The 26,581-nt window shown below is 70.4% G+C and carries 27 protein-coding genes; 12 read left to right on the top strand and 15 right to left on the bottom strand.

Features of this window, described 5'->3' with window-relative positions; translation table 11 throughout:
* The first annotated feature begins 13 nt into the window (after window positions 1-13).
* Genes ACXJJ3_RS26550 through ACXJJ3_RS26530 form a run of 5 tightly spaced genes read left to right on the top strand, consistent with a single transcriptional unit; the run spans window position 14 to window position 5,649 of the window.
* Window positions 14-1,039 carry a LacI family DNA-binding transcriptional regulator gene (locus ACXJJ3_RS26550; protein ID WP_458164559.1) on the top strand — a complete coding sequence of 342 codons (1,026 nt, stop codon included), beginning with the start codon at window positions 14-16 and terminating at the stop codon, window positions 1,037-1,039.
* On the top strand, window positions 1,040-2,635 hold the full coding sequence (locus ACXJJ3_RS26545; protein WP_458164558.1) for an FAD-dependent oxidoreductase: 1,596 nt from the start codon (window positions 1,040-1,042) through the stop codon (window positions 2,633-2,635).
* 14 nt (window positions 2,636-2,649) lie between these two features.
* Window positions 2,650-3,900, top strand: coding sequence for an ABC transporter substrate-binding protein (locus ACXJJ3_RS26540; RefSeq protein ID WP_458164557.1), 1,251 nt, complete (start codon window positions 2,650-2,652; stop codon window positions 3,898-3,900).
* Window positions 3,897-4,835, top strand: coding sequence for a carbohydrate ABC transporter permease (locus ACXJJ3_RS26535; protein WP_458164556.1), 939 nt, complete (start codon window positions 3,897-3,899; stop codon window positions 4,833-4,835). The genes ACXJJ3_RS26540 and ACXJJ3_RS26535 overlap by 4 nt, the downstream gene beginning before the upstream one ends.
* Window positions 4,825-5,649 (top strand): carbohydrate ABC transporter permease, encoded by an 825-nt coding sequence (locus ACXJJ3_RS26530; RefSeq protein ID WP_458164555.1) that lies wholly within the window; start codon window positions 4,825-4,827, stop codon window positions 5,647-5,649. Before ACXJJ3_RS26535 ends, ACXJJ3_RS26530 begins: the two co-directional genes overlap by 11 nt.
* 937 nt (window positions 5,650-6,586) lie before the next feature.
* Here the strand turns inward: ACXJJ3_RS26530 and hemB are convergent.
* The 7 genes from hemB to ACXJJ3_RS26495 all read right to left on the bottom strand — a co-directional run bounded on the left by hemB (window position 6,587) and on the right by ACXJJ3_RS26495 (window position 13,991).
* Window positions 6,587-7,570, bottom strand: coding sequence for a porphobilinogen synthase (gene hemB, locus ACXJJ3_RS26525; protein WP_458164554.1), 984 nt, complete (start codon window positions 7,568-7,570; stop codon window positions 6,587-6,589).
* 1 nt (window position 7,571) lies between these two features.
* Window positions 7,572-9,308, bottom strand: coding sequence for a uroporphyrinogen-III synthase (locus ACXJJ3_RS26520; RefSeq protein ID WP_458164553.1), 1,737 nt, complete (start codon window positions 9,306-9,308; stop codon window positions 7,572-7,574).
* Complete coding sequence (gene hemC, locus ACXJJ3_RS26515; protein ID WP_458164552.1) at window positions 9,305-10,189, bottom strand: hydroxymethylbilane synthase; 885 nt, start codon at window positions 10,187-10,189, stop codon at window positions 9,305-9,307. Before hemC ends, ACXJJ3_RS26520 begins: the two co-directional genes overlap by 4 nt.
* Window positions 10,186-11,463, bottom strand: coding sequence for a glutamyl-tRNA reductase (locus tag ACXJJ3_RS26510; RefSeq protein ID WP_458164551.1), 1,278 nt, complete (start codon window positions 11,461-11,463; stop codon window positions 10,186-10,188). Before ACXJJ3_RS26510 ends, hemC begins: the two co-directional genes overlap by 4 nt.
* The gene (locus ACXJJ3_RS26505; RefSeq protein ID WP_458164550.1) at window positions 11,460-12,215 is read right to left on the bottom strand and encodes a redox-sensing transcriptional repressor Rex; all 756 of its coding nucleotides are present in this window, start codon (window positions 12,213-12,215) and stop codon (window positions 11,460-11,462) included. Before ACXJJ3_RS26505 ends, ACXJJ3_RS26510 begins: the two co-directional genes overlap by 4 nt.
* A 100-nt stretch (window positions 12,216-12,315) precedes the next feature.
* A complete protein-coding gene (locus tag ACXJJ3_RS26500; RefSeq protein WP_458164549.1) occupies window positions 12,316-12,552 on the bottom strand; it encodes a glutaredoxin family protein in 237 nt (78 codons plus the stop codon).
* Window positions 12,549-13,991: a class I adenylate-forming enzyme family protein gene (locus ACXJJ3_RS26495; RefSeq protein ID WP_458164548.1), complete on the bottom strand. Its 1,443-nt coding sequence runs from the start codon at window positions 13,989-13,991 to the stop codon at window positions 12,549-12,551. The genes ACXJJ3_RS26500 and ACXJJ3_RS26495 overlap by 4 nt, the downstream gene beginning before the upstream one ends.
* Before the next feature lie 395 nt (window positions 13,992-14,386).
* Here ACXJJ3_RS26495 and ACXJJ3_RS26490 point away from each other — a divergent pair, with 395 nt between their 5' ends.
* The gene (locus tag ACXJJ3_RS26490; protein ID WP_130384882.1) at window positions 14,387-14,929 is read left to right on the top strand and encodes a sigma-70 family RNA polymerase sigma factor; all 543 of its coding nucleotides are present in this window, start codon (window positions 14,387-14,389) and stop codon (window positions 14,927-14,929) included.
* Window positions 14,930-15,335: 406 nt separating this feature from the next.
* Window positions 15,336-16,268 (top strand): DUF5667 domain-containing protein, encoded by a 933-nt coding sequence (locus ACXJJ3_RS26485; RefSeq protein ID WP_458164547.1) that lies wholly within the window; start codon window positions 15,336-15,338, stop codon window positions 16,266-16,268.
* Between the two features lie 402 nt (window positions 16,269-16,670).
* Here ACXJJ3_RS26485 and ACXJJ3_RS26480 read toward each other — a convergent pair whose 3' ends face one another.
* The 3 genes from ACXJJ3_RS26480 to ACXJJ3_RS26470 form a co-directional block, all read right to left on the bottom strand.
* A complete protein-coding gene (locus ACXJJ3_RS26480) occupies window positions 16,671-18,293 on the bottom strand; it encodes a lysophospholipid acyltransferase family protein (protein WP_458164546.1) in 1,623 nt (540 codons plus the stop codon).
* 77 nt (window positions 18,294-18,370) lie between these two features.
* The gene (locus ACXJJ3_RS26475) at window positions 18,371-19,363 is read right to left on the bottom strand and encodes an NAD-dependent epimerase/dehydratase family protein (RefSeq protein ID WP_458171952.1); all 993 of its coding nucleotides are present in this window, start codon (window positions 19,361-19,363) and stop codon (window positions 18,371-18,373) included.
* Between the two features lie 52 nt (window positions 19,364-19,415).
* The gene (locus ACXJJ3_RS26470; protein WP_008356322.1) at window positions 19,416-19,517 is read right to left on the bottom strand and encodes a 30S ribosomal protein bS22; all 102 of its coding nucleotides are present in this window, start codon (window positions 19,515-19,517) and stop codon (window positions 19,416-19,418) included.
* A gap of 110 nt (window positions 19,518-19,627) precedes the next feature.
* Here ACXJJ3_RS26470 and ACXJJ3_RS26465 point away from each other — a divergent pair, with 110 nt between their 5' ends.
* Together ACXJJ3_RS26465 and ACXJJ3_RS26460 are read left to right on the top strand one after the other, a co-directional pair.
* The gene (locus tag ACXJJ3_RS26465) at window positions 19,628-20,287 is read left to right on the top strand and encodes a class I SAM-dependent methyltransferase (RefSeq protein ID WP_458164545.1); all 660 of its coding nucleotides are present in this window, start codon (window positions 19,628-19,630) and stop codon (window positions 20,285-20,287) included.
* Window positions 20,288-20,318: 31 nt separating this feature from the next.
* On the top strand, window positions 20,319-20,801 hold the full coding sequence (locus ACXJJ3_RS26460; protein ID WP_458164544.1) for a GNAT family N-acetyltransferase: 483 nt from the start codon (window positions 20,319-20,321) through the stop codon (window positions 20,799-20,801).
* Here the strand turns inward: ACXJJ3_RS26460 and ACXJJ3_RS26455 are convergent.
* Entirely contained in the window at window positions 20,798-20,971 is a 174-nt protein-coding gene (locus ACXJJ3_RS26455; protein ID WP_458164543.1) for a hypothetical protein, read from the bottom strand. The two genes, ACXJJ3_RS26460 and ACXJJ3_RS26455, sit on opposite strands and share 4 nt — an antisense overlap.
* 104 nt (window positions 20,972-21,075) lie before the next feature.
* On the opposite strand from ACXJJ3_RS26455, the gene ACXJJ3_RS26450 reads away from it, so the two are divergent.
* Window positions 21,076-21,291 (top strand): hypothetical protein, encoded by a 216-nt coding sequence (locus ACXJJ3_RS26450; protein WP_458164542.1) that lies wholly within the window; start codon window positions 21,076-21,078, stop codon window positions 21,289-21,291.
* Between the two features lie 16 nt (window positions 21,292-21,307).
* On the opposite strand, the gene ACXJJ3_RS26445 is transcribed toward ACXJJ3_RS26450, so the two are convergent.
* Window positions 21,308-23,095: an AfsR/SARP family transcriptional regulator gene (locus tag ACXJJ3_RS26445; RefSeq protein ID WP_458164541.1), complete on the bottom strand. Its 1,788-nt coding sequence runs from the start codon at window positions 23,093-23,095 to the stop codon at window positions 21,308-21,310.
* A gap of 53 nt (window positions 23,096-23,148) precedes the next feature.
* On the opposite strand from ACXJJ3_RS26445, the gene ACXJJ3_RS26440 reads away from it, so the two are divergent.
* The gene (locus tag ACXJJ3_RS26440; RefSeq protein WP_458164540.1) at window positions 23,149-24,009 is read left to right on the top strand and encodes an alpha/beta fold hydrolase; all 861 of its coding nucleotides are present in this window, start codon (window positions 23,149-23,151) and stop codon (window positions 24,007-24,009) included.
* Between the two features lie 49 nt (window positions 24,010-24,058).
* Here ACXJJ3_RS26440 and ACXJJ3_RS26435 read toward each other — a convergent pair whose 3' ends face one another.
* The 3 genes from ACXJJ3_RS26435 to ACXJJ3_RS26425 form a co-directional block, all read right to left on the bottom strand.
* Window positions 24,059-24,274 (bottom strand): helix-turn-helix domain-containing protein, encoded by a 216-nt coding sequence (locus ACXJJ3_RS26435; RefSeq protein WP_012923942.1) that lies wholly within the window; start codon window positions 24,272-24,274, stop codon window positions 24,059-24,061.
* Window positions 24,275-24,392: 118 nt separating this feature from the next.
* Window positions 24,393-25,568 carry an acetoin utilization protein AcuC gene (locus tag ACXJJ3_RS26430; protein WP_458164539.1) on the bottom strand — a complete coding sequence of 392 codons (1,176 nt, stop codon included), beginning with the start codon at window positions 25,566-25,568 and terminating at the stop codon, window positions 24,393-24,395.
* 17 nt (window positions 25,569-25,585) lie between these two features.
* Window positions 25,586-25,903, bottom strand: a complete 318-nt coding sequence (locus ACXJJ3_RS26425) for a hypothetical protein (protein ID WP_458164538.1) — start codon at window positions 25,901-25,903, stop codon at window positions 25,586-25,588.
* A gap of 67 nt (window positions 25,904-25,970) precedes the next feature.
* On the opposite strand from ACXJJ3_RS26425, the gene ACXJJ3_RS26420 reads away from it, so the two are divergent.
* The gene (locus ACXJJ3_RS26420; RefSeq protein ID WP_458164537.1) at window positions 25,971-26,528 is read left to right on the top strand and encodes a TetR family transcriptional regulator; all 558 of its coding nucleotides are present in this window, start codon (window positions 25,971-25,973) and stop codon (window positions 26,526-26,528) included.
* Window positions 26,529-26,581: the final 53 nt, after the last annotated feature.

The following is a 26,581-nucleotide window of genomic DNA, read 5'->3' as shown; positions in this document are numbered from 1 at the left end:
CGAAGGATCGGCGATGGCAGACAAGGCAACCCGGCTCACCCAGCGCGACATCGCCCGGCTGGCGAAGGTCAGCCAGACGACGGTGTCGCTGGTGCTGAACAACCGCAGCGACGCCACCGCGCGGATCCCGGCCGAGACCCGCGACCGAGTGCTCAAGGTGATCCGCGAGACCGGGTATCAGGCCGATCCGCTGGCCCGCCGGATGACCCAGCAGCGCAACCAGATCCTCGGCGTGTTCACCTACGAATCCGTGTTCCCGAGCGCGAGCGGCGACTTCTACCACCCGTTCATGGCCGGCATCGAGGACTGCGCCGAGCAGCTCGGCTGGGACCTGCTCCTGTTCACCAGCGCGCCGGTCGCCGACGGGCGGCGGCGGATCTTCCACGAGAACAACCGGCTCCGGATCGCGGACGGCTGCCTGCTGCTCGGCCGGGAGATCCCGAGCGCGGAGCTGGCCCGGCTGATCGCCGAGGAGTACCCGTTCGTCTCGGTGGGCCGCCGCGACGACGCCGGCGGCCCGGTGCCGTACGTCGGCGCCGACTACGCCACCGCCACCCGGACCGTCGTCGAGCAGGCCCGCGCCCTCGGCCACCGGCGAATCGCGTACGCGGGACTCGGCAGCGGCGCGGAGTCCTCGGCCGACCGGATGCGCGGCTTCCGGGACGCGGCCGGCGCCCGCGCACCGCACGTGCCGACCACCGACCGGTCGCCCGGCGAGGTCCTCGACGACCTGCTCGACCGCAAGATCACCGCCGCCTTCGTCGAGGAGCGCGCGGACGCCATCGCGCTGTACGCCGCGGCCGCCGAGCGCGGCGTCGACGTACCGGGCGACCTGTCGGTGGTCACGCTCGGCGACGCCACCCGGCCGGCGGCCAGCGACCTGGACTTCTCCGGTTTCCACGTCCCGCGGCGGGCGATGGGGCTGCGCGCGGTCGACCTGCTGGAGGCCATCCTCAGCGGGACCGCCACCGAACGGCAACTGCTCCTGCCCTGCGACCTGACCGACGGAATCACCCTCACGCCCAGCAAAGGTGCCTAGATGCAGACAGATGTTCTCGTGGTCGGTGGCGGGCTCGGCGGCGTCGCCGCCGCTCTGGCCGCGCTCCGGACCGGCCGCTCGGTGATCCTGACCGAGGAGTTCGACTGGCTGGGCGGTCAGCTGACCAGCCAGGCCGTCCCCCCGGACGAGCACTCCTGGGTCGAGCAGTTCGGCATCACCGCGTCGTACCGCGCACTCCGGGACGGGATCCGCGACTACTACCGCCGGCACTACCCGCTGACCGTCGCGTCCCGGGCAGCGACCCAGCTCAACCCGGGCGCCGGGTACGTGTCGAAGCTCTGCCATGAGCCACGCGTCGCGGTCGCCGTACTCGACGAGATGCTCGCGCCGTACCGCGCCAGCCGCCGGCTCCAGGTCCTCCAGCCGTACCGGCCGGTGGCTGCCGAGACAGACGGCGACCGGGTCACCGCGGTCACCGTGCAGCACCGGGACTCCGGGGAGCGGCTGACGCTGACGGCGCCGTACATCCTGGATGCGACCGAGACCGGCGAGCTGCTGCCGCTGACCGGGACGGAGTACGTGACCGGGTTCGAGGCGCAGGGCGACACCGGGGAGCCGAGCGCGCCGGCCGAGGCGCAGCCGCTCAACATGCAGGCGGTGTCGTACTGCTTCGCCGTCGACCACGTGGACGGCGACCAGGTCGGCGACAAGCCGGCCAACTACGCCTTCTGGCGGAACTACCAACCGGACTTCTGGGGCGACCGGCTGCTGTCCTGGACGGCGCCGAACCCGCGCACGCTGGAGAGCTCCGTCCGGTCCTTCACCCCGAACCCGGACGACGACCCGCTCGCGGTGGTGGCCGACCAGCGGCGCAGCGGCGGCGACACGAACCTGTGGACGTTCCGCCGGATCGCCGCCCGCCGGCACTTCGTCCCGGGCGCGTACGAGAGCGACATCTGCCTGGTGAACTGGCCGATGATCGACTACTTCGAGGGCCCGGTCATCGACGTACCGGATGCCGCGAAGCATCTCGCGGCGGCCAAGGAATTGTCCCAGGCGGTCTTCTACTGGCTGCAGACCGAGGCGCCGCGGCCGGACGGCGGCACCGGGTTCTCCGGGCTGCGGCTGCGCGGCGACCTGGTCGGATCGGCGGACGGGCTCGCGCAGGCGCCGTACATCCGGGAGTCGCGGCGGATCAAGGCGGCGTACACGATCGTCGAGCAGGACCTGTCGGTCGCGGTCCGCGGGGAGCGCGGAGCGGTGGCGTACGACGACAGCGTCGGGATCGGGATGTACCGGATCGACCTGCATCCGTCGACCGGCGGCGACAACTACATCGACGTGGCGAGCAGCCCGTTCCGGATCCCGCTCGGGGCGCTGGTCCCGCAACGGGTCGAGAACCTGCTGCCCGCGAGCAAGAACCTCGGCACCACCCACATCACCAACGGCTGCTACCGGCTGCACCCGGTCGAGTGGAACATCGGCGAGGCCGCGGGCCTGCTCGCCGGCTTCTGCCTGGACCGCGGTGTCGGTCCGCACGCGGTCCACGCCACCCCTGCCCTGCTCGGCGAGTTCCAGGACCTACTGGTTGCCCAGGGCATCGAACTCGCCTGGCCGGACGTCTCCGGCTACTGATGAGAGGTCCCCTGATGAAGAGACTGACAGCGGCACTGTCCGCCGCGGCACTGCTGGTCGCGGCCGGATGTGGAGGCGGCTCCGGCTCCGGAGCAAGCGCCAGTGGGCCGATCGACCTGCGGATGACGATCTGGAGCGCGAACGCCAAGCATCTGGCGCTGTTCAACCAGATCGCCGCCGACTACAAGAAGGATCACCCGGAGGTCGGCAAGATCACCTTCGAGTCGATCCCGTTCGACAGCTACACGACCACGCTTACCACCCAGATCGGCGGCGGCAACGTCCCGGACCTGGCCTGGATCTTCGAGACCAACGCACCGGACTTCGTCAGCTCCGGCGCGCTGGAGCCGATCGACAAGGACGCCGACCTGGTCCCGAGCACGACGGCCAACTGGGAGAAGGACGGCAAGCTGTACGCGTACCCGCTGTCCACCTCGCCGCTGGGGGTGTTCGTGAACACCGACCTGGTGAAGGCGGCGGGGAGGCCGGCGCCGGCGCAGCAGATCGCGTCCGGGACCTGGACATGGGACGAGGCCGCCAAGACCGCGGCCGCCGCACAGGCGAAGACCGGCAAGGGTGGTCTGGTGGTCGGCGACTTCGACTACAAGGGCTGGGACACGCTGAACGCGATCTGGTCCGGCTGGGGCGCGCGGCCGTGGAGCGAGGACGGCAAGAGCTGCCAGTTCGACCAGCCGCAGATGGTGGACGCGATGACGTTCGTCCACAGGATGATCTTCACCGACAAGGGCATGCCCGGGCCGGGTGTCACGAAGGACTTCTTCGCGGGTGACTCGTCGATGGTGGTCACCCAGATCAGCCGGGCGGCGCTGCTCGAGAAGGCCAAGTTCCATTGGGATCTCGTGCCGCTGCCGAAGGGGCCGGCCGGGGAGTACTCCGTCGTCGGGCAGGCCGGGATCGGCGTGTTCAAGCGCGGCAAGCACGCGGACGCGGCGAAGCAGTTCCTCGCGTACTTCAGCAACGCGCAGAACTCGGCGAAGCTCGCGGAGTACTTCCCGCCGCCGCGGAAGTCCGAGCTGAACGCGGCCACGCTGGCCAAGGCGAACCCGCTGCTGAAGCCGGCCCAGCTCGACAGTGTCGTGGTCAAGGGCATCGAGAACGGCAAGATCAAGCCCAGTCACACCGGGTACGCCGAGCTCCAGCAAACGGTCCGCGCCGCCCTCGACCCGCTGTGGAAGCCGGATGCGGACGTGAAGAGCGTCCTGTCCGGGGTCTGCTCGAAGATCAACCCCCTGCTGGCGAAATGACCCTGCTGATCGAGAAGCCCGCGCGGTCGGAGGCACCGGCCGCGCGGGCGCCGTACTGGACGATGCGGCGGCGGGACACGCTGGCCGGCTGGCTGATGGTCGCGCCGCAGCTGGCCGGCATCGTCGCGTTCGTGCTGGTGCCGCTCGGGCTCGTGGTCTGGTACAGCGTGCACGAGTGGAACGTGCTGGGCGGGACGTTCGAGTTCGTCGGCGGCGAGAACTACACGGCGCTCGCGGACGACCAGCAGCTCGGATCGGTGCTGCGGGCAACGGGTCTGTTCTCGGTCGGGCTCGTCGTACTGAACCTCAGCCTCGCGTTGTTCCTCGCCGTACTGCTGAACCAGAAGCTCCGCGGGACGGTCGTGCTCCGGACGCTGTTCTTCTCGCCGGTCGTGGTGACGCTCGTCGCGTGGACGATCGTGTGGGGTTTCCTGCTCCAGGACAACGGTGGCGTCAACGCTTTCCTGCACGTGTTCGGCATCAACGGGCCGAACTGGCTGCGCTCCGGCGGTACGGCGATGCTGTCGGTGATCGTCGTCCAGCTGTTCAAGAACGTCGGATTGAACATGGTGCTGTTCCTCGCGGCGCTGCAAGGCGTGCCGGCGGAGCTGTACGAGGCAGCCCGGATCGACGGGGCGTCGGCGTGGGCGCGGTTCCGGCGGGTGACCGTACCGTTGATCAGCCCAACGATCCTGCTGACGATGATCCTGACGATCGTCGGATCGCTGCAGGTGTTCGCGCAGATCGCCGTACTGACGCAGGGCGGTCCGGGGACGTCGACGACCGTCCTTGTCTATTACCTGTACCAGCAGGCGTTCCAGTTCCACCACTTCGGGTACGGGGCGACGCTGTCGCTGGTGCTGTTCCTGATCGTGCTGGTGCTGACGGTGATCCAGTGGCAGATGCGCAAGAGGTGGGTGTTCCATGAAGCTTAAGCTGCTGATCTACGGCGTACTGCTGGTGTGTTGTGTGCCGTTCGTGTTCCCGATCTGGTGGATGGCGACGACGTCCCTCAAGCCGGTGTCGGAGATCTTCGCGTTCCCGCCGTCGCTGCTGCCCGGGTCGCCGACGCTGGACGCGTACAAGCAGGTGTTCGAGCTGCAGCCCTTCGGACGCCAGTACCTGAACAGCCTGTACATCGCGCTGCTTGTCACGATCGGGACGCTGGCGGTGTCGTCACTCGCCGGCTACGCGTTCGCCCGGGTGAAGTTCCGCGGCTCCGGGGTCGTCTTCCTGATCGTCCTTACCGGCCTGCTGATCCCGAACGAAGTCACGATCATCCCGCTGTACAAGATGTTCGACGCCTTCGGCCTGGTCGACACCCACTGGCCGCTGATCCTGATCCCGATGCTCGGCGCCCCCAGCGTGCTGGCGACATTCATCATGCGCCAGTTCTTCATCACGCTACCCACCGAACTCGAAGAAGCCGGCCGCGTCGACGGCCTCGGCCGCTTCGGCCTCTTCTACCGCATCTGCCTACCGTTGGCCAGACCAGCAATCGGCGCGGTAGCCATCTTCACCTTCCTGCACAGCTGGAACCTCTACCTGGAGCCGATCGTCTTCCTCTCCTCCAAACAGAAGTTCACCATCCCCCAAGCCCTCACCCAGTACGTCGACGCCTACGGCGGCCCCATGTGGAACACCCAACTAGCCGCCGCCACCCTCTCCGCCCTCCCCGTCCTCATCATCTTCATCCTCGCCCAACGCCAATTCGTCGAAGGCCTGGCCCAAACAGGCCTCAAGGGCTAGGGCCGCCGCCGCACACACCGCACACCGCACACCGCAGAGTCTTGCGCCCACCAATCCCCGACCGTTTGAGGGGTTCACCTCTCAAACGGTCGGTTGGCACCGTGCATGCCGGTGCCGAACCGGCCATTTCAGAGGTGAACCCCTCGGCTTGGGGTTCTCCCCCAGCTTGGGGGTTCTCCCCCAGCTTGGGGTTCTCCCCTCACCTCGAGGGCTCTCCCCTCGGCTTGGGGGGTTCTCCCCTCGGCTTGGGGGTTCTCCCCTCGGCTTGGGGGTTCTCCCCTCGGCTTGGGGGTTCTCCCCTCGTACATCAGGGGAGAACCACCAACACCAGGGGATATCCGGCTCTCAACTGGCGGACCGTCTCATCGGGGTGCAAGGCGACCTCAGCGGCGCAGATTGTGCTGCGTCAGGTGTGGCTGAGGTCCGGGTGCTGCGGTGATGCCGGGTGCACAAGGACAGGAGATGCCGGCGCCCGGGCAGTGCACCTGAGCGTGACCGGCCCCGCGCGTACACCGTCTCGCCGGTGCACTACCTGTCGATCTGTACCCACCCGCCACAACCAGCCCCGCCCATGCCACCCCACCTCTGCCACACCCCACCGTTGCCACCCCAGCTCAGCCACCAGCCCAGCACCACCGCCGAGCTCCGCCCGCCGCGGACTGGGCCGCCCCGCGTCGGCTGCCCCTGAGCGATCTGATGGGTAGGCGTCTCAGATGCGGGGTTTGCGCCCGGTATACCTGGCGCAAACCCCGCATCTCAGACGCCCACCCACCAGCCTCGCCCATCCGGCAGCAGAACGGCTTCGCCGCGGCCTCCCTCGCCGCGGCCGGGCAGAGCTGGCTCTCCTTGCCGGAGAACATCCCCTGTGGTCTGGGAAGGGCCCACCCACCGGCCGCACCCATCCGGCAGCCGAGCCCGGCCGGGGGCGGTGCGTGGGTCAGCGGCGGGCGAGGTGCTCGGCTACCTCGGTGGCCCAGTAGGTGAGGACGGTGTCGGCGCCGGCTCGGCGGATCGAGGTGAGGGTTTCGAGGATGGCGGCGTCGCGGTCGATCCAGCCGTTGGCGGCGGCGGCTTCGACCATGGCGTACTCGCCGGAGATGTTGTACGCCGCGACCGGGACGTTCACGTGGTCGCGGACCTGGCGGATGATGTCGAGGTAGGCGAGCGCGGGCTTCACCATCACGATGTCGGCGCCTTCGGCGATGTCGAGGTCGACCTCGCGGATCGCGTCGCGGGAGTTGGCGTTGTCCTGCTGGTACGTCTTGCGGTCGCCGGTCAGGGACGAGTCGACGGCCTCGCGGAACGGGCCGAAGAACGCCGACGCGTACTTCACGGCGTACGCGAGGATCACCGTGTCGAGGAAGCCGGCCTTGTCCAGCGCGGAGCGGACCACGCCGACCTGGCCGTCCATCATCCCGGACGGGCCGACGACGTGCGCGCCGGCGGTGGCCTGCGCGACGCCCATCTCGGCGTAGATCTCGAGCGTCGCGTCGTTGTCCACGCGGCCCTCGGCGTCGAGTACGCCGCAGTGCCCGTGGGACGTGAACTCGTCCAGGCAGAGGTCCGACATCACCAGCAGCGAGTCCCCGACCTCGGACACCGCGTCCGCGATCGCCACGTTCAGGATGCCCTCGGGATCCAGCGCGCCGGAGCCGACCGGGTCCTTCGACGTCGGCACGCCGAACAGCATCACGCCGCCGAGCCCGAGCTGAGCGGCCTCCGCGACCGCCTTCCGGGCGGTGTCCCGGGTGTGCTGGACGACGCCCGGCATCGAACCGATCGGGATCGGCTCCCGCGCGCCTTCCCGGACGAACATCGGCAGGATCAACTGCCGCGGCTCGATGCTGGTCTCCGCGACCAGTCGACGCACTGCCGCCGACGACCGGAGCCGGCGCGGCCTCACTTCCGGGAATCCAGGCATGTCAGCTCTTTCGACGCGAGCCCGAGCGGCGCTCGGACGGACGGGTGACCGGCTCACCGGCCTCTACCATCGTGTCACGGCGGTCCGAACCGAACCGGGCGAGGGCGTCGGCCAGCTCCTCGACCGACGGCGTCTCGGCCATCGCGTCGACCCGCAGGCCGTGCTCCTCGGCGGTCTTCAGCGTCGCCGGACCGATCACCGCGATCACCGTGGACGCGTGCGGCTTGCCCGCGATCCCGACCAGGTTCCGGACCGTGGACGACGAGGTGAACACCACCGCGTCGAACTTGCCGGACTTGATCGCCTCGCGGGTCGGCGCGGGCGGCGGGGCGGCCCGGACGGTCCGGTACGCCGTCACGTCGTCGACCTCCCAGCCGAGATCGGTCAGGCCCGCGACCAGGGTCTCGGTGGCGATGTCGGCGCGCGGCAGGAAGACCCGGTTGATCGGGTCCAGCAGCTCGTCGTACGGCGGCCAGTCCTCGACCAGCCCGGCCGCGGACTGCTCGCCGGACGGCACCAGGTCCGGACGGATGCCCCAGGCACCGATCGCCTCGGCGGTCTTGTCGCCGACCGCGGCGATCTTCAGCCCGGAGAACGCCCGCGCGTCCAGCCCGTACTCGTCGAACTTCTCCCGGACCGCCTTCACCGCGTTGACCGAGGTGAACGCGACCCACTCGTAGCGGCCCTCGACCAGCCCGCGGATCGCCTTGTCCATCTGCTGCGGATTCCGCGGCGGCTCGACGGAGATCGTCGGGACCTCCTCCGGCATCGCGCCGTAGCGACGCAGCCGGTCCATCAACGGCCCGGCCTGGTCCTTGGTGCGCGGCACCAGGATCCGCCAGCCGAACAGCGGCTTGGTCTCGAACCAGGACAGCGCCTCGCGCTGCTCGACGACCGCGCCGACCACGATCACGGCCTCGCCGGCGACCTTCGAGGTCCGCAGGTCGGTGACGATCGTCTCGAGGGTGCCGACCACGCTGGTCTGCGAGGTCGTCGTACCGCCGACCGTGGCGGCGACCGGGGTGGCGGCGTCGAATCCGCCGTCGACCAGGGCCGCGACGGTCTCCTTCAACGTCTCCACGGCGTTCAGCAGGACCAGTGTCTGCTTCGGCTGCAGGCGGGTCAGGTCGAGCTTGTTCTCGGCGAGGTCGACGACGGTGACCTCGCGGTCGCCCTTCATCGTCAGCGGGATCCCGGCGTACGTCGGGACCGCGCTCAGCTCGCTGACACCCGGCACCACGTTGAACGCGATACCCGCCTTCTTGCAGGCGGCGGCCTCCTCGGCACCGCTGGAGAACGCGAACGGGTCGCCGCTCAGCAGCCGCACCACGTTCGCCGCGGTCTTCGCGGTCTTCACCACCAGCCGTGCCCGGGCGGCCACCCGAAGCGCCCGGCTGCCCTCGGCGCCGGAGCCGTCGATCACCTCGACGCCGGCCTTGCAGTAGCCCAGGAACGGGTCGTGTTCGGGGCCTTCGACAACGACCGCGTCGGCGTTGGCGAGCACGTCCCGGCCGGCCAGCGTCAGCAGCGCCGGGTCACCAGGACCGACCCCGACGAACGTGACATGGCCGAGCGGTTTGGTCTGCTTGACGGTACTGGTCGCGGCCTTCTGCGGTGCCGCGGTGGCGGCTGTCTTCGCGCTCACGTCTGCCTTCGCCCTCGTCGTTTTCGTGCTCGTGCTGTGGGCCGTCTTCTGGGCCTTCTTGTGGGCTGTGCTCGTGCCCTGTGCCGGTGTCATGTTCGCTCCAGCAACTCGTTCGCCAGCGCCCTGCCGAGCGCCACCGGGTCGTCCACCGGCCCGTTCGCCGAGAGCCGCCGTACGCCGTCCTCCTGGCCGAGTGCCCCGCGCAGCCAGAGCTCCGGGCCGTCCTCGCCCTCGACCACCTCGGCGAGCGCCCCGACCGGAGCCGTGCACCCCGCCTCCAGCGTGGAGAGCAACTGCCGCTCGGCGGTCACCGCAGCCCGGGTGGCCGGGTCCTCCAGCGGAGCCAGCACCGCGAGTACGTCGGTATCGTCCGCGCGGCACTCGACCGCCAGCGCGCCCTGTCCGGGCGACGGCAGCATCTGGATCGGGTCCAGCGTCTCGGTCACCTCGTCGAGACGCCCCAGCCGGGCCAGCCCGGCCCGCGCCAGCACCACCGCGTCGACCTTGCCGTCGACGACCAGGCCGATCCGGGTGTCCACGTTGCCGCGGATCCCGGTGCACTCGATGCCCAGGCCGAGCGCCTCGATCTGCGCCGACCGGCGCGGCGCACCGGTACCGATCACCGAGCCGCGCGGCAGCTCGCCGAGCGTCAGCCCGTCGCGGGCGACGAGGACGTCGCGCGGGTCCTCGCGCACCGGCATCGCGCCGATCACCAGGCCGTCGACCGGCGCGGTCGGGAGGTCCTTCAGCGAGTGCACGGCGATGTCGATCTCGCCGGCCAGCAGCGCGTCCCGGAGCGCGCTGACATAGATGCCGGTGCCGCCGATCTGCTCGACCGGGGACACCTTGTCCGCGTCGCCGGTGGTGGAGATCGGGATCACGTCGACCTCGTGGCCGAGGTTCCGCAGCGCGTCCGCGACCAGCGTCGCCTGCGCGGTCGCCAGTTTGGAGCGGCGAGTGCCGAGCCGGATCATGCCTGCTCACCGCCCTTCGCGGTGGTGACCGCGTCGACGGTCGCCGGGTCGAGGGCGAACAGTTGCCGCAGCGCGTCGGCGTACGTCGGGCCGCCCGGATCGCCGCCGAGTTCCTTCACCCGGACGGTCGGGTTGTGCAGCACCTTGTCGACGACCCGGTGGATGGTCCGCTCGACCTCGTGCCGTTCGTGCTCGTCGAGGTCCGGCAGCCGGCGTTCCAGCCGGGCCAGTTCCTGGTCGACCAGCGAGCTGGCCATCGCCCGCAGCGCGACCACGGTCGGCGCCACGGAGGCGGCCCGCCGGGTGGCCTCGAACGCACCGGTCTCCTCGCCGACGATCCGCCGTACCTCGTCGATGTCGGCCTCGCTGCCGCCCGCCGTACCGACCAGGTCGGCGAGCGTGATCAGCGTGACGCCCGGGATCCGGGCCGCCTCCGGCGCGACGTCCCGCGGCAGTGCCACGTCGAGGACGCCGAGCGGCCGGTCGCCGGCCGCGTTCCGGATCATCTCCTCGGTGATCACCACGCCGCGGGCGCCGGTGCAGGACACCAGCAGGTCGGCGTCCTTCAGCGCTTCGGGCACGTCCGCGAGCCGGACCGGCGTACCGCCGATCCGATCGGTCAGCGCGACCGCCCGGTCGTAGTTGCGGTTGGCAACGGCCACGCTCCGGGCGCCGCCATTCATCAGCGTCTGCGCGGCCAGCGACGCCATCGAGCCGGCGCCCACGATCAGCGCCCGGCGGCCCTCGAAACCGCCGACCGCGTCCAGCCCGGCCGACACCACGGACCGGCCGGCCGAGTCGATGCCGGTCTCGGTCCGGGCCCGCTTGCCGACCCGCAACGCGTGCTGGAGCAGCGCGTTCAGGTCGGTGCCGATGGTCTCGTTGTCCTGGCCGGCCCGCAGCGTCTCCTTGAGCTGGCCGAGAATCTGGCTCTCGCCGACGATCATCGAGTCCAGCCCGACCGCGACCTGGAACAGGTGCGCGACCGCGCCCTCCTCGAAGTGCACGTACAGGTGCTCGGCGAGATCCAGCAGCGGTACGCCGGTGACGTCGGACAGGATCGCGGTGACCTCGTCCATCCCGGCGTGGAACCGGTCGACGGTCGCGTACACCTCGGTGCGGTTGCAGGTGGCAACGACCGCGGACTCCGCGACGGCGGCCGAGTTCCGGACCGCGAGGCCGAGCTTGGTCGCGGCCTCCGCATCCAGGGCGACCCGCTCCAGTACGTCGATGGCAGCGGAACGGTGACTGATGCCGACCACCAGGTAACTCATGCCCCGACACCTCCCCCGACACTCGGGAGATCGGTCAGACCGTTCAGCGCTGGTAGCTCGGGCACCTGGGGGAGCGCCGCCTCTCCGGACTTTCGTTGTTCGTGGTACGCCAGGATCTGCAACTCGATCGAGAGGTCCACCTTGCGGATGTCGACGCCGTCGGGCACGGACAGCACCACGGGCGCGAAGTTCAGGATGCTGGTGACGCCGGCGGCGACCAGCCGGTCGCACACCTCCTGCGCCGGGCCGGCCGGGGTGGTGATGACGCCGATCGAGACCCGGTCGGCCTTCACGATGTCCTCGAGCTGGGCGAAGTCGCGGACCTCCATGTCGCCGATCCGCTCGCCGACCAGGTTCGGGTCGGCGTCCAGCAGCGCGACGATCCGGAAGCCGCGGGTACCGAAGCCGGAGTAGTTCGCGAGCGCGTGGCCCAGGTTTCCGATCCCGACGATGACGACCGCCCAGTCCTGGGTGACGCCGATCTCGCGGGCGATCTGGTAGCGCAGGTACTCGACGTCGTACCCGACGCCGCGGGTGCCGTACGAGCCCAGGTAGGACAGGTCCTTGCGGAGCTTGGCCGAGTTCACGCCCGCGGCGGTGGCCAGGTCCTCGCTCGACGCGGTGGCGATGCCGTTGTCCGAGAGCGCGGTCAGGGCCCGCAGGTAGACCGGCAAGCGCGCGACAGTCGCCTCGGGGATGCCGCGTTCGGTTCTCGTCGGCGGGCCGGGGCGACGGCTGCTGGCACGCGTCACAATTCTCCTGGGAGCGGTTGGTTCACCGCGGTCTGACGGCCGGCGGCTCTCTTACTCTAGGAGCTTGTGAACGTGAGAACAAAATCGGCGGAGGTGACCCCTACCTCATCAGCGCCTTTCGCAGTCGAGCGGGGTCCACGCGCCAGAAGTCGTGCTGCTTGCCGTCCACGAACGTGACCGGGATCTGTTCGCCGTACTGCCTGAACAACCGGTCGTCCTGGGTGATGTCGACCTCGGTCCACTCCACGCCCGCCTCGGCGCAGACCGCCCGGATCACTTCCCGGGCGTCGTCGCACAGATGACAGCCCGGCTTCCCGTACATCGTGACCCTGCTCATCGATCCCGCAACCGTCCCTTCGCGACCTTGCCGGTGACCGAATGCGGCAGGTGGTCCACCACCTCGATCTCGACCGGGCACTTGAACCGGGCCAGCCGGGCCGCGGCGTACTCCCCGACCGTTGCGACGTCGACCGATGCGTCCGGCAACGGCACCACGAACGCCTTCACCGCCTCGCCGGTGTCCTCGGACGGTACGCCGATCACCGCGGCCTCACGGACGCCCGGGGCACCGACCAGAACGTCCTCGACCTCGCTCGGGAACACGTTGAACCCGGACACGATGATCAGCTCGCGCAGCCGGTCGACCAGGAACAGGTCGCCGTCGGCGTCCAGGAACCCGACGTCACCGGTGCGGTACCAGCCGTCCGCGTCCGGGCCGTCGACACCGTCCGGCCAGTACCCGGAGAAGAGGTTGCCGCCGCGGATCAGGATCTCGCCCGGGTCGTCGCCCTCGACGTCCTCGCCCTGCTCGTCGGCGATCCGGAGCTCGACGTTCGGCAGCGGACGGCCGACCGAGCCCGGCTTCGGGGCGCCCTCGCCGAGCGTCGTGGTGACGCCCGGGGACGCTTCGGTCAGCCCGTAGCCCTGGTGTACGTGCAGGCCGCTCGCCTGTTCGAACCGGTCCGCGAGCCCGCGGTCGAGCGTGGACGCGCCGGTCAGGACGACCTTTACCGGCTTCAGCGCGGCCCGCAGGTCCGGGCGGGACAGCAGCGCGTGCAGGGCCGGCGGGGCGAGCGGCAGCCGGGTCACGCCGTACCGTCCGATCAGCTCGAGGGTCTGCTCGGGGTCGAACCGGCGTTCGACGATCAGTGCTGCGCCGGTCGCGACCGCCCAGCCGAGCACCGCGTTCAGGCCGAACGCGTGGAACATCGGCAGCACCCCGAGCACCACGTCCTCGGGGCCCATCCGGTCCTCGCCGAGCTGGGTGAGGTTCTGCACATTCGCCGAAAGTGCCCGATGGGTGAGCATCGCGGCGCGCGGATCGCCACTGGTTCCGGAGGTGTACAGCAGCACCGCGAGGGTCTCCGGGTCGATCGCCGGAAGTAACGGAGCGTCACCCTGGAGCTCATCCGGAGCCACCGTCCGGACGCCCTCGACGCGGTCCGCTAGCACCGCGTCGACGATCGCCAGGCGCGCACCGGAGTGCTCCGCGACGGTCGCCAGCTCGGGCTTCGTGAGCCCGGTGTTGAGCGGTACGGCGACCAGTCCGGCACGGAGAACGCCCAGGTAGGACGTGACGAACTCGATGCTGTTGGCAACCAGGAGCAGCACCCGGTACCCCGGCACCAGGCCGGCCGCGGCGAGGCCCTGCGCGGTCCGGTCGACGGCCTGGTCGAGCTCGCTCCAGGTCAGCCGCCGATCCCCGTCGACGAGCGCGGGACGCCCGCCGTGACGTTGCGCTGTGTCACGAAGGATGTCCGCGAAATTCACGTTCACCAGGCGAGTCTGTCACGCCCGGGATTCGGGCCGAGAGCAACCAGCTTGCCCAGAACGGTTGCAGCAGAGCGTGACCACCGATATACAGGTGACTTCGCGGCCGAGCTTCTGTCGAACCTCACACTGCAGAAACCCGTCCGCGCGGGGATCCTCATGCGCGATGTACCAACTCCCCGACAGCAGGCTGCTCCGTTTTGCACCGGACGCAGTCCGCTGGCGCATTCGTGACCATCGGACCGGACGGAAGGCGGCACGCCCCAGCCTGTTGACAGCACGTGCTCATGCGGTAACGCTCTGTGCTGATTCAGTTACTGAGGCCATTCGCGGATGTGTCGAACGACGTGTCAGTCGAACGGGGAGACAACTTGACCACGCCGGAACCAAGCCCGGACGGGATGCGACGTGCAGAGCTCGTCGATCGCGCCCAGGCCGGGGACGTCGGTGCCTTCGGTGAGCTGTACGACGAGTACTCGCTCACCGTCTATCGCTACATCTACGCCCGGGTGTCGTCATCGGCACTCGCCGAGGACCTGACCAGCGAGACGTTCGTCCGGGCGCTCCGTGCCCTGGACTCCTTCCGCTGGCAGGGCCGGGACTTCGGAGCCTGGCTGGTGACGATCGCCCGGAACCTGATCACCGACCACTACAAGTCCGGCCGGGTCCGGCTGGAAGTGGTCACCGACGAGATCGAGACCCACGACCGGCAGACCGAAGGCCCGGAGATCGACGTCCTGGCCGCGGCCACGGCGGAGGTCCTCCGGGACGCGGTCGCCGGCCTGCCCGACGAGCAACGCGACTGCCTGACGATGAGGTTCTTCGCCGGATTGTCGATCGCCGAGACGGCCAAGGCGCTGGAGAAATCCGAGGGCGCCGTCAAGCAACTCCAACTGAGAGCCGTACGGCACTTGGCGAAGGTTATCCCCAAGGACTTGAGATGAGGCGGATGACAACGAACGTCTTTCGTAACCAGTCAGGGAGTTACCTCGTTTGCCTGGTGAGGACCTGTCGGTGACCCCGACTGGCCATTGAGGAGAACGAGAACTCATGAGTGACCTACACAGGGCTCGAGCGCGCGCGGAGGCATTCGCGCACGCCGTCGATCACGGGCCCCGTCACTCCGCGCGACTGGGCGACGATCCAGAGTTGCTGGAAGCTGTGGAACTGGTCGGACGGCTGAGGACCGCCGGCGCAGTTGCACCGCGACCCGAGTTCAGTGCCGAACTGCGGCACCGCCTGATGGAGCAGGCGGCGGCGCGAGCGGCGACCACTGCGACTCAACTGACGGTGCACACGGCACCAGACGACTCGGACGACCCGCCGGGTAGCGAGGACGTTGGCGCGTCCGTGACAGATATCCGCCGCCGCCAGGGCCGGAAGATCCGGTTGGTGGCCTCGACAGCCGCGCTGGTGCTGCTGGGAGGTGGCATCGGATCTGCCGCTGCCGCCCAGCAGGCGATGCCCGGCGACACGTTGTACGGGATGAAGCGCAGTATCGAGAACGTGGCGACCAACGTGGGTGTCGGCGACGACTCCCGCGGCCGGCGCGACCTCGAGCATGCGATGACCCGGCTGTCCGAAGTCCGCGAGCTGACCGGCAACGGCGGTTCGGTGGACACCATCAACGCGACCCTCGACGACTTCTCGGCACAGGCCCGCAAGGGCGTGTCCCGGCTGCTCGCGTCGTACCAGCAGAACAGCGACGCGAGTTCCATCGGTGCGATCACGTCCTTCCTCACCAGCGCCCGCCAGGCCTTGGTGGGAGTGACGCCGACGCTGCCGCCGGAATCGCTGAAGTCCGGTGTCGAGGCGCTCGCCACGATCGAGCAGTTGACGCAACTCACCACGGCCGCGTGCCCGAAGTGCGATGCGCCGAAGCCGGCCGCCGGAGCCCCCAGCACCGGCAGCACCACGACCAACCATCCGAACCGCACCACCCCCGGCGTGAACGAGCCGAGCGACCCGGTCAAGGCCTCGTCGTCGACCAGCCCGAAGGCTTCCTCGACGATCCCGACCCCGGTGAACTCGACCTCACAGCAACCAGGCACCACGCCGACCAAGGTGCCGAACACGACGATCGTCGAGGAGTCCACCGCTCCGCCGCCGACCGTCCTGAAGACTCCACCCAAACCGTCGTCGTCAAACTCGCCGATTGCGACCCCCACGGTGCTGCCTTCAACCCTCCCCCCAGCCACACCGTCGTGGCCCTGGCCATTCCCAACAACACCGCTGATCAACCTGCCAGGTCTAATCCAGACCCTCCTTCCACCCTGGAAGTAACAGGCCCCTCAGCCCCCCAGCCCCCGGCTCCCAAGCCGGGGGCTGCGTCGTTCCCCCGCCGCCCCGCCCCAGAACCCCCGGCGGCGCACGAGCGGATATCCCTTGCTGTTGTGGGTTCTCCCCTGGTGTAAGAGCAGAGAACCCACAACACGAGCGGATATCCCCTCGCGCGCGGAGGCGCGGCGTCGGCCGGGGTCTGCGGCGGTCACAGGACCACGCGGGTTCGCGCGGCCCGGGGCGGGGGCGCGGACGCGCGTGGCGCGGGAGCGCGGAAGCGCGGCGCGGGAACGCGGGAGCGGGAGCGGACGCGCGTGGCGCGGGAGTGGGGAAGCGCTGGGCGCGGCGCGGGGGCCGGGGGCGGGAGCAGGTGGCGCGGGGGGCCGAGCGCCGGGGAGTGGGGGGTTAGAAGAAGACGCTGCGGCGTTGCATTAGGAGGGTGTAGAGGGTTTGTTGGATGGTTTCGCGGACCTGGTCGGTGACGTTGAAGACCAGCATGGGGTCGTCGGCGGCGCCTTCGGGGAAGTCGTCGGTGCGGATGGGTTCGCCGAACTCGATCAGCCACTTGGACGGTAGCGGGATCAGGCCGAGGGGACCGAGCAGGGGGAAGAACGGGGTGACCGGGATGTACGGGACGCCGAGCAGTCGGGCCAGGGAGGCGATGTTGCCGACGAGCGGGTAGATCTCCTCGGCGCCGACGATCGAGCACGGCACGATCGGTACGCCGGTGCGCATCGCGGCGCTGACGAACCCGCCGCGGCCGAACCGCTGCAGCTTGTACCGCTCGGCGAACGGCTTGCCGAGACCCTTGAAACCTTCCGGCCAGACACCGACCAGGTTGCCCTGGCGGAGCAGCCGTTCGGCGTCGTCGTTGTTCGCGAGCGTGGCGCCGCCCTTGCGGGACAGTTCGCCGACGAACGGCGTCTGGAACACCAGGTCCGCCGCCAGCGTCCGCAGCGGCCGGCCGGTGTGGTCCGCGACCACGACCTGGCTGACCAGCCCGTCGAGCGGCATCGTGCCGGAGTGGTTCGCGACGATCAGCGCGCTGCCGTCGGCCGGGATGTTCTCGATCCCCCGGACCTCGACCCGGAACCAGTTCTCCACCATCGGCCGCAGCATCGGCAGCAGTACCTGGTCGGTCAGGTCCGCGTCGTACCCGAACTCGTCGAGCTCGTACTCCCCCGTCAGCCGCCGCCGCAGGAACGCCAGCCACTCAGCGACCCGCCGCTCCCCGTCCGCCCCGAACATCTCCCGCACCCCACGCTCGAGCCGCCCGAAGTCGAGCCCGCCGAGCCCCAGCCCGGACCCGTCCGGCCTGCCGAGCCCCAGCCCGGATCCGTCCGGTCCGTCGACATCCGGCACGTCCCCGGGAACCGCATCTCCGGCGCGGCTTCCCGTGCCACCGACAGCTTCCAGCCGCGGACCGCCGGCATCCGCCCCAGGTCGGGCCGCCGCCCCGCGCCCGGTCATCGCTCCGCGCTCGGCCGCTGCCGCACGTCCCCCGGCTGACCGGCGGCTGCTCACCGCACCTCGCCCGGCGGCACCCGCTGCGCCCGCGGCCGCCGCACTTCGCCCGGTGCTGCCCGCGGCTCCGCTCGTGGCCGCCGCACTTCGCCCGGTGCTGCCCGCGGCTCCGCTCGTGGCCGCCGCACTTCGCCCGGTGCTGCCCGCGGCTCCGCTCGTGGCCGCCGCACTTCGCTCGGTGCTGCCCGCGGCTCCTCCGGTGGCCGATCCGCGCTCGGGTGCCGCCGTATGTCCGCCGGCCGACCTGCGGCTGCTCGCCGCACCTCGCCCGGTGCTGCCCGCGGCGCCCGCGGCTCCTCCGGTGGACGTCGTTTCGCGGGGTGTTGTCGTCGCGTCGTCGGAGGACGGCGCTGCGGCCGCCGGGCGGTCGGCGCGGCGGGTGGTCTTCTTCGGGCGGGGGTTGTCGCCGGCGAGGGCTCGGGCGGCGGCTGATGGGGTGGTGCGGCGGTTGCCGCGGCCGGGGCGGCCGCCGGTGCCGATCGGGATGATGTCCGCGTCAGCCACGGGGCACCCCCCGCCCGGCGTACGGCAGGCCGGTGGCATGGGTCGTCGCGCCCGTGCCGATCGGGATGATGTCGGCGTCAGCCACGGAGGGCTCCGAGGCCGGCGTGGAGTAGGGCGGTGGCGTGGGTCATCGCGCCGGTGCCGAGGGAGCGGCGGAAGTCGTCGAAGGCCTCGGCGGTCGTGTACTGCGGTTCGAACCCGAAGTCCGTGCGCATCCGCGTCGTGTCGACGCCCCGCCCGTACGTCAGGAACGTGATCTGGTCCGGCGAGAAGTCCGCGAGCCGCGCGCGCCGGACGACCGCCGCCGTACTCGATGCGGTGAACGACGGCAGCCGCAGCGTCGGGCGGCCGAGCCGGCGGATCGCCTGGGAGAGCGACAGTACGCCGTCGCCGGCCAGGTTGAACGTGCCCGCGAGGTGGTGCACGGTGGCATGGCGGATCGCCTCGACGCCGTCGTCCTCGTGCAGGAACTGCAGGCGCGCGTCGTACCCGAACACCGTCGGTACGACGGGGAGCCCGAAGTACCGGGTGATCGGGGAGTCGGTCTTCGGGCCGATCCAGTTCGCCATCCGGAGCGTGCTGACGCAGACGTCGGGGCGGCGCCGGGCGAAACCCCGCACGTACCCCTCGACCTCGACCGCGTCCTTGCTCAGCCCGTGATGGTGGATCGCCCGCGGCGCCATCTCCTCGGTGAACATCGCCGGATCCCGCGGACCCGCGCCGTACACCGTGGTCGACGACTTCACCACCAGCTTCGCCACGCCGGGCGCCTTCTGGCACGCGGCGAGCAGCTGCATGGTGCCGATGACGTTGATCTCCTTCATCGACGACCGGCCGCCGGCGCTGCCGGGGGTGGCCACGACGCCGGTGTGGACGACCGTGTCCACATCCTCCGCGGCGATCACCTTGGCGATCACCGGGTTACGGATGTCGGCCCGGACGAACCGGACCCGACCGAGCTCCGCGCGCGGCGGGACCACGTCGACACCGATCACGGTGCCGATCGACGGGTCCTCGGCCAGTCTCCGGGCACAGCGAGCACCGGCGTCCCTCGAGACGCCGGTCACCATCACTACCTGTGCCACGAGCTACCCCCAGCCGGACCGGGCGCGGCAGAACTGCCTACTTGCCGAGCTTGCGGCGCTGCACCCGCGTCTTCTTCAGCAGCTTGCGGTGCTTCTTCTTCGCCATACGCTTACGGCGCTTCTTGATAACGGAACCCACGTCTGACCATCCAAACTCAAAGAGAACGTCGGCAAAGCTTACCCGTAGGTCGCTTCCCCGACCTAAAGCAGGCTCCTCTACTAGACTGGCACCCTACCTGGGGAGGCCGGATGCGGGCACGGTACGACGGTCTGGCGGAGTGGTACGACGAGCGTTTCGTGGACGGCGGCGAGACCCATCAACCGGGTCTGCTGGAGCTGCTCGGCCCCGGTTCGGGCCCGTGCCTGGACATCGGCTGCGGCACCGGGCGGAACTTCGAGAGCATCCGCGCGAGCGGCCGCAGCGTCGTCGGCCTGGACTTCTCGATTGACCAGCTCGGGCGTGCCCGGATGCGGACGGACGGCCCCCTGCTGCACGGCGACGCCGCGGTGCTGCCGTTCGCGGACGCGTCGTTCGACACCGCGATCACGGTGTGGATCTCCACCGACGTCGACGACTTCGGCGCCGTACTGCGGGAGGCCGCGCGGGTGCTGCGTCCCGGGGGCGTGCTGGTCGCGTACGGCGTGCATCCGTGCTTCAACGGGCCGCACGTCGTGTACGAGGACGACGGGCGGCGGACCGTGTACCAGACGTACCGGCAGACCGGCTGGCACACCGACAAGCCGTGGTGGGCGGCGGAGGGGATTCGGCGGCGGATCGGGATGTCGCATCTCACCCTCGCCGACTACCTGAACGCGATCGTCGCGAGCGGGCTGATCGCCGAGCGGTTCGAGGAACCCGCGGGGCACGACATCCCGCACGCGCTGGCGTTCCGCGCCCGCGCGGCCTGAGGTTGTCGGTGCCGGCTGATGTACTGCGTCCATGGTGACGCTGGATGCTTGGGGTGAGCAGGACTTCGGGCTGCTCGAGCGGTGCAACACGCCGGAGATGACGGCGTACATCGGCGGCCCGGAGACGCCCGGCAAGCTGCGGGACCGGCACCGGAGGTACACCGAGAACGCGTTCGCCGGGCAGATGTTCGTGATCGTCACCGACGAGGGCGATCGTGCCGGATCGATCGGCTACTGGGAGCACGCCGAGGGCGACGAGACCGTCTGGGAGACGGGCTGGGCGATCCTGCCCGAGTTCCAGGGCCGGGGGCTGGCCACGGCCGCGGTGCACGAGGTGGCACGGGTGGCGGCCGCGGCCCGGTCGCATCGGACGCTGCACGCGTATCCCGGAGTGGCCAACCAGGCGTCGAACGCGCTGTGCCGGAGGGCCGGGTTCACGTTTCTCGGCGAGCGCGACCTCGAGTACCCGAAGGAGCACTGGATGCGCTGCAACGACTGGAGCCTCGAGCTCTAGGCGGCTTTCCGGGAGCCGGCCGGGGCGACCGGCTCGGTGAGGATCGCCAGATGCGGGGTGGCGGTGTGCTTGCTGGTGCTCGCGTAGGCGGCAGGGGTGAAGGCGACGGCGGCCAGGCCCAGGGTCGCGATGGTGCCTACGGCAACGGTTCTGACGATACGGATCGGCATCGGGAGCCTCCTTCAGGTTGGTGTTTCCATCCTGGTGGGGCGGACTGCGACGGCCCTGGAAGCTTCCTGGGAGCCGGCTGGGAGTGCGAGGTAGCGTGGGGATCATGGCCTACGTCGTGTTCCTCGCGGGTGTCGCGGTGGTGCTCGCCGGGCTGACCTGGTTCGCGTCCTGGGCGAAGCGCCGGGGACGCGGGTCCGGGGTGGCGGGCGCGCTGGCGGCGTACGAGGAGGCCTACCGGACGACCGCTCATCAGTCGCACCACGAGTTGCGGCAGCAGGCCGGCCGCAAGTCGGAGACCGGCTCGCCGGACGACCTCTAGCCGGGGCGACCGCGCTCTAGGTCAGGTAGCCGGCGATCGGGCCCAGGGTGATCAGCCCGCTGCCCGCCGCGTGTTCGCCGGCCGCGGGCGCGAGCGCTTCCTGCGCCGCCGCCAGCAGCTCACCGTCACCGGCCTGCCGCGCCGCATGTGCCGCCAACGCCCAGTGCACCTCGAGCAGAAGTCCCGGTGGTGGATCCGCCCCTCCATGGATCCAAGGAGTGTGGGGGCCGTAGTCGGCGGGTGGGACGGGTTTGTGGTGGCGGATGGCATGGGTGGCCAGGGCGAGTGGGAGTAGGCCTTCGGTCAGGCCGGGCATGCCGGCGTCGGGGAGGAGAACGGCGGCGGCCCGGTACGACTCCGGGGTGTCGGTACGGAGGGCGGCGTACCAGCGGGTGAAGACCGTGACGAGCGGGAGTTCGTGGCGGCCGGCCAGAGCGTCCGCGGCTGCCGCGTGGGTGTCGGCGGCTGTGTGATCGGCCCGGGCGCACGCCGACTGCAGACGGATCAGATGCCCGAGAACCTCATAAGTAAAGAGGTTGTGGCGCTGCGACAACGTCACAAGCTCCGCACCGATCGCATCGCGGTCCGCCGCGAGACCCGCGCGGTAGCAGGTCTGCATGAAGACGCCGTTCAACGTGAACGCCAGCAACGCAGGATCATCCAGCCCCCGCGCAAGCTGCTCGGCCTCCCGCGCAGCCTCGCGCGGACGGATGTCCCGGGACCCGCGCGACTCCAACGCGATCGTCGCCAGCAGCCGCGCGCGGATGCTCGGATGGTCCTGCGTCGGCAGCACCCGTTCGGCCGCGGCCACGATCGCCGCCGCCTGCGCCTCGTCGTCGGATCGCGTCCAGATCGCCGGTACGTCGTACGCCCCGATGATCCGCGCCGTGACGTCCGGATCCCCCAACTCCTCCGCCGCCCGTACCGCCGCGAGCCGATGCCGGCGCGCGGCCTCGAGACCTCCGCCGCCGGTCACCGCGAGATTCCGGAGCAGCCCGACGGTCGACTCGATCCGCGCACGACGGCCTCCGACGGCCCGGTCGTACGCCGCCGTGGTCTCGGCCCACACGTTGCCGGCCGGGGCGAGATGCGTTGCCTGGTTGAGGATGTCGCGCTCGAGCCGTACCAACGCCGGCCCGGGATCCACCCCGAGCTGCCCGGCCAACGTCTCGCGCGCACGACGCAGTACGGCGAGCGCATCCCCCTGCCGATCGCTGCGGTACAACGCAAGAGCGAGCAACCGCCAAGCGTCTTCCCGCCACGGATGCTCGGTCACATGCGCGTCCAGATCCGGCACCGCCGCGGCCGCCTGCCCCGACTCCAGCCGCGTCTCCCCCACTCGCTCCACGGCCCGCAGCCGCAGCTCGGTCAACCGGCTCCGCTCCGCCAACGCCCACGGCTCCTCCGCGAACTCGGCGTACGCCGGCCCGCGCCACCACCCCAACGCCTCCTGCAACTCGGAAAGCGTCGGGGAAACCGCCTGGACAACGCTTTCGAACCGCCGCGCATCGACGTTCTCGGTGCGCAGCGCGTACCCCGGCCCGTCGGTCACGAGCAGCCGCGCCGGAGCCCGCGGCGTCCGATCCGGTTCGATCGCCCGCCGCAGCGCCGCGACGAATGTCCGCAGCGCGCTCAACGCCCCCTCCGGCGGATCCGCCCACAGGTCGTCCACCAGCACCCTCGCCGGTACGACGCGCCCGCGCGCGACGAGCAGCCGCGCCAGCACCGCCCGGTGCCGTGGCCCCTTCAGATCGACCTGTTGCCGATCCCAGGCCACCACCGGCCCGAGTACGCCGAACTCCACCCGGCCACGGTAACGCTCATCCACTGCTCATCGGTCCGCGCGACGCTGGGGCCATGAAGATCGAGGGATTCGAGTACGCCCGGGTGCGCGGGACCGACGAGGTCGAGCTGAACGTCGCCGTCGGCGGATCAGGTACGCCGGTCGTGTTGCTGCACGGCTTCCCGCAGACGCACGTGATGTGGCGGCACGTCGCGCGGGACCTAGCCGCGGACCACACCGTCATCTGTCCGGACCTCCGCGGGTACGGCGCCAGCGACAAGCCGGCGGACGGGTACTCGAAGCGGGAGATGGCCGCGGACGTGGTCGCGGTCGTCGCGGCGCTCGGGCATCCGCGGTTCGCGCTGGCCGGGCACGACCGGGGTGCGTTGGTGGCGTTCCGGGCGGGGCTCGACCATCCGGACGCAGTCACGCACCTGTTGAGCCTCGACGTACTGCCGACGCTCGACATGTGGGACGTGATGCACGGGGCGAGCGCGGCGGTCGGGTTCCACCTGTACCTGATGGCGCAGCCACCCGGCCTGCCGGAGCGGATGATCGCGGGGTCGGCGGACGAGTTCTTCGGGTACTTCCTGGACGTCTGGGCGAACGATCCGCAGGCGATCCCGGCCGACGTCCGGGCGGCGTACCTGGAGGCGTCGCGGAACGCCGTACCGTCGATCGTCGCCGACTACCGGGCCTCGGCGACCGTGGACGTCGCGCAGGACACCGAGGATCTTGCCGCGGGCAACAAGCTGCGGATGCCGGTGACCGTGCTCCAGCAGGACTGGGGCGCCGCGCTCGGCTTCGACGCAGCCGGCCGCTGGAAGACCTGGGCCACCGACCTCCAGCACCGGACGACGACCGCGGGCCACTTCATGGCCGAGGAGTCACCCGCCGAGATCGCCGGCGCCGTCCGCGCGCTCCTCGAACGGTAGGACATGACGAAGGGGCCGGATCCGTGGATCCGGCCCCTTCGGTGTGTTGTTATCCGGCCTGGAAGAAGGCGCCCTTGAGGTAGTCGTGCACGGCATCCTCGGAGACCCGGAACGAACGACCCACCCGCACCGCGGGCAGCTCACCGGAGTGCACCAGTCGGTACACGGTCATCTTGGACACGCGCATGGCCGTGGCGACCTCCGCCACGGTCAGGAACTTCACCTCGGCGAGCGGCTGCTCACCACCGGACTTCTTTGATGCCATTGCGCACCGCACTTCCAGCACGGATCGTGCGCCGGCTTCCCCTCCGGCACCTCCGTCCGTGCATAGAACGAGCGTAGTGGCTGTTGGTACGAATGGGAAAGAGGGGGACTCCTGTGACTCAATAGGAAGGATCCAGCCCGAGAAGAGGGAAGCTCGCTTCGCGTGTCGCGTTGATCGCGCGATCCAGCCAGGTATCGGGGTTGTAACCGGACGACCAGTCGACGTACGCCGGATCCCGCCCGTCGGTCATCCGCAGCGGCGCGACCCGCCCGAACCGGAGCTGGACCTCCTCGCGCCACGCCTCCGGCACCGCCGTCGCCGGGTCGATCGGGTTCCCGGCGACGATCGCCAGCAGATGCGTCCACGCCCGCGGCACCACGTCGATGATCGCGTACCCGCCACCGCCGGTAGCGATCCACTTCCCGTCGGTCAGCTGATGCGCGAGGTCGTGCAGCGCGAGGTACGCCGCCCGCTGCCCGTCGACGGTCTTCGTCAGGTGCGCCAGCGGGTCCTCGACGTGCGAGTCGCACCCGTGCTGGGTGACGAGCACTTGCGGGCGGAACGCCTTCACCACGTCCGGTACGACGGCGTGGAACGCGCGCAACCAGCCCGCGTCGCCGGTGCCGGGCGGCAGCGCGACGTTGACCGCCGTACCGTCCGCGTCCGGGCCACCGGTCTCGCCGGCACTCCCGGTGCCTGGGAAGAGCGTGGTGGGCGACTCGTGCAGGCTGACCGTCAGGACGCGCGGGTCGTTGTAGAAGACGGTCTGTACGCCGTCCCCGTGGTGCACGTCGACATCGACGTACGCGACCCGCTCCGCGCCGTGGTCGAGCAGCCAGCGAATCGCGATCGCCGGGTCGTTGTACACGCAGAATCCGCTGGCCTGGTTGGGCATCGCGTGGTGCAGGCCGCCGGCAATGTTCGCGGCGTGCAGTACGTCGCCCTCCCAGACCGCACGGGCCGCCTCCACGGAGGCGCCGGCGATCCGCGCGGACACCTCGTGCATATGCGGGAAGCAGTACGTGTCCGACGTACCGAGTCCGTGCTCCGGGTCGGCGTCGTCGGGGTGCTCGCCGGCCCGCTTCACCGCGGCGACGTACTCCGCGGTGTGCACGGTCTCGAGCAACGCGTCGTCCGCGACCCGCGCGGGCACGATCTTGAGCTGATCGAGGACGCCGAGCTCCCGGGCGAGCTTGATCGTCAGCTCCACCCGGATCGGACTCATCGGGTGCCCACGGCCGAAGTCGTACGCCGTCAACCCGTCGTCGAACACCAGCAACGCCTCACCACTCATGCTCCTGACCTTAACGGTCAGGCATTCGGAAGTGGTCTGCCGAAGCGGGAGCTGAGCCAGTAGGCGCCGCGGCGGGCGTGGAAGACGGTCATCAGCAGGGCTCCGGCGAGGCCGGCCGGGAGGGCCGCCCACGGGTGGGCGGAGAGGTGGGACAGGGACAGCAGGACGGCGGCGGCGACCAGTGAGATCAGGCCGCCGACGGCGTTGTTGGTGGCCGAGTTCCCGGTCAGGTTCGGGAACTCACGGCCGGTGATGCCGGCCACGAAATGCGGGGCGCCGTTGAGCGCCACCAGTCCGGCCAGGAAGGCCAGCACGATCGTCTGAGTCATCGTCATCCACTTTCAGTCTACGGGCGTTGACTCAAACCCTAACACCATCGGTCAACATGCGTAGACTGAGCGGATGACGACCAGGGCGGAGCAGCGCCGGCTGACCGAGAGCCGGATCCTCACCGCGGCGCGCGAGCTGTTCGGCGAGCACGGGTTCGACCGGACCACCGTCCGGATGGTCGCCGCCCAGGCCGGCAGCGACCCCGGGCTCGTGATGCGGTACTTCGGCTCGAAGGCGCAACTGTTCGCGCAGGCCGCGGCGATCCCCGCAGACGGCGCGATCGAGGGCACACCGGACGAGATCGCGACCCAGCTCGGCGCGGCCCTGACCGAAAAGCTGACCGAGGAACCGGCCGCCGCCCTCGCCGCACTCCGCGCGATGTTCAGCCACCCGGAAGCGGCCACCGAGGTCCGCGCCGCGATGACCGCGCAACAACGCCAGATCGCCGCGCAGCTCCCCGGTGACGACGCCCTGGTCCGGTCCGGCGTGATCGGAGCGCTGACGCTCGGACTCGTGGTCTCCCGGCATCTGGTCAAGCTCGACGGCCTCGACGTACCGCCCGAGCGGCTGATGGCGATCGCCGGCCCGCTGATCGACGAACTCGTGACGGGTTCCAGGCCGGTCGAATAGATTGCCGCGCCACGCCCGGGTGCCGATGATCGGGGCCACCCGCCCCGAAGGAG

The organism is Kribbella sp. WER1, from assembly GCF_054189145.1.
Note: the sequence above shows the minus strand (reverse complement) of the source record. Positions and strands in the feature narration are given on the sequence as shown.

Excerpts from the sequence above, each read along its gene's own strand:
- ACXJJ3_RS26550 (WP_458164559.1), top strand. The coding sequence starts at position 14 with ATGGCAGACAAGGCAACCCGGCTCACCCAGCGCGACATCGCCCGGCTG.
- ACXJJ3_RS26545 (WP_458164558.1), top strand. The coding sequence starts at position 1,040 with ATGCAGACAGATGTTCTCGTGGTCGGTGGCGGGCTCGGCGGCGTCGCC.
- ACXJJ3_RS26540 (WP_458164557.1), top strand. The coding sequence starts at position 2,650 with ATGAAGAGACTGACAGCGGCACTGTCCGCCGCGGCACTGCTGGTCGCG.
- ACXJJ3_RS26535 (WP_458164556.1), top strand. The coding sequence starts at position 3,897 with ATGACCCTGCTGATCGAGAAGCCCGCGCGGTCGGAGGCACCGGCCGCG.
- ACXJJ3_RS26530 (WP_458164555.1), top strand. The coding sequence starts at position 4,825 with ATGAAGCTTAAGCTGCTGATCTACGGCGTACTGCTGGTGTGTTGTGTG.
- hemB (WP_458164554.1), bottom strand. The coding sequence starts at position 7,570 with ATGCCTGGATTCCCGGAAGTGAGGCCGCGCCGGCTCCGGTCGTCGGCG.
- ACXJJ3_RS26520 (WP_458164553.1), bottom strand. The coding sequence starts at position 9,308 with ATGACACCGGCACAGGGCACGAGCACAGCCCACAAGAAGGCCCAGAAG.
- hemC (WP_458164552.1), bottom strand. The coding sequence starts at position 10,189 with ATGATCCGGCTCGGCACTCGCCGCTCCAAACTGGCGACCGCGCAGGCG.
- ACXJJ3_RS26510 (WP_458164551.1), bottom strand. The coding sequence starts at position 11,463 with ATGAGTTACCTGGTGGTCGGCATCAGTCACCGTTCCGCTGCCATCGAC.
- ACXJJ3_RS26500 (WP_458164549.1), bottom strand. The coding sequence starts at position 12,552 with ATGAGCAGGGTCACGATGTACGGGAAGCCGGGCTGTCATCTGTGCGAC.
- ACXJJ3_RS26490 (WP_130384882.1), top strand. The coding sequence starts at position 14,387 with ATGCGACGTGCAGAGCTCGTCGATCGCGCCCAGGCCGGGGACGTCGGT.
- ACXJJ3_RS26475 (WP_458171952.1), bottom strand. The coding sequence starts at position 19,363 with ATGGTGACCGGCGTCTCGAGGGACGCCGGTGCTCGCTGTGCCCGGAGA.
- ACXJJ3_RS26465 (WP_458164545.1), top strand. The coding sequence starts at position 19,628 with ATGCGGGCACGGTACGACGGTCTGGCGGAGTGGTACGACGAGCGTTTC.
- ACXJJ3_RS26460 (WP_458164544.1), top strand. The coding sequence starts at position 20,319 with ATGGTGACGCTGGATGCTTGGGGTGAGCAGGACTTCGGGCTGCTCGAG.
- ACXJJ3_RS26455 (WP_458164543.1), bottom strand. The coding sequence starts at position 20,971 with ATGCCGATCCGTATCGTCAGAACCGTTGCCGTAGGCACCATCGCGACC.
- ACXJJ3_RS26450 (WP_458164542.1), top strand. The coding sequence starts at position 21,076 with ATGGCCTACGTCGTGTTCCTCGCGGGTGTCGCGGTGGTGCTCGCCGGG.
- ACXJJ3_RS26440 (WP_458164540.1), top strand. The coding sequence starts at position 23,149 with ATGAAGATCGAGGGATTCGAGTACGCCCGGGTGCGCGGGACCGACGAG.
- ACXJJ3_RS26435 (WP_012923942.1), bottom strand. The coding sequence starts at position 24,274 with ATGGCATCAAAGAAGTCCGGTGGTGAGCAGCCGCTCGCCGAGGTGAAG.
- ACXJJ3_RS26430 (WP_458164539.1), bottom strand. The coding sequence starts at position 25,568 with ATGAGTGGTGAGGCGTTGCTGGTGTTCGACGACGGGTTGACGGCGTAC.
- ACXJJ3_RS26425 (WP_458164538.1), bottom strand. The coding sequence starts at position 25,903 with ATGACGATGACTCAGACGATCGTGCTGGCCTTCCTGGCCGGACTGGTG.
- ACXJJ3_RS26420 (WP_458164537.1), top strand. The coding sequence starts at position 25,971 with ATGACGACCAGGGCGGAGCAGCGCCGGCTGACCGAGAGCCGGATCCTC.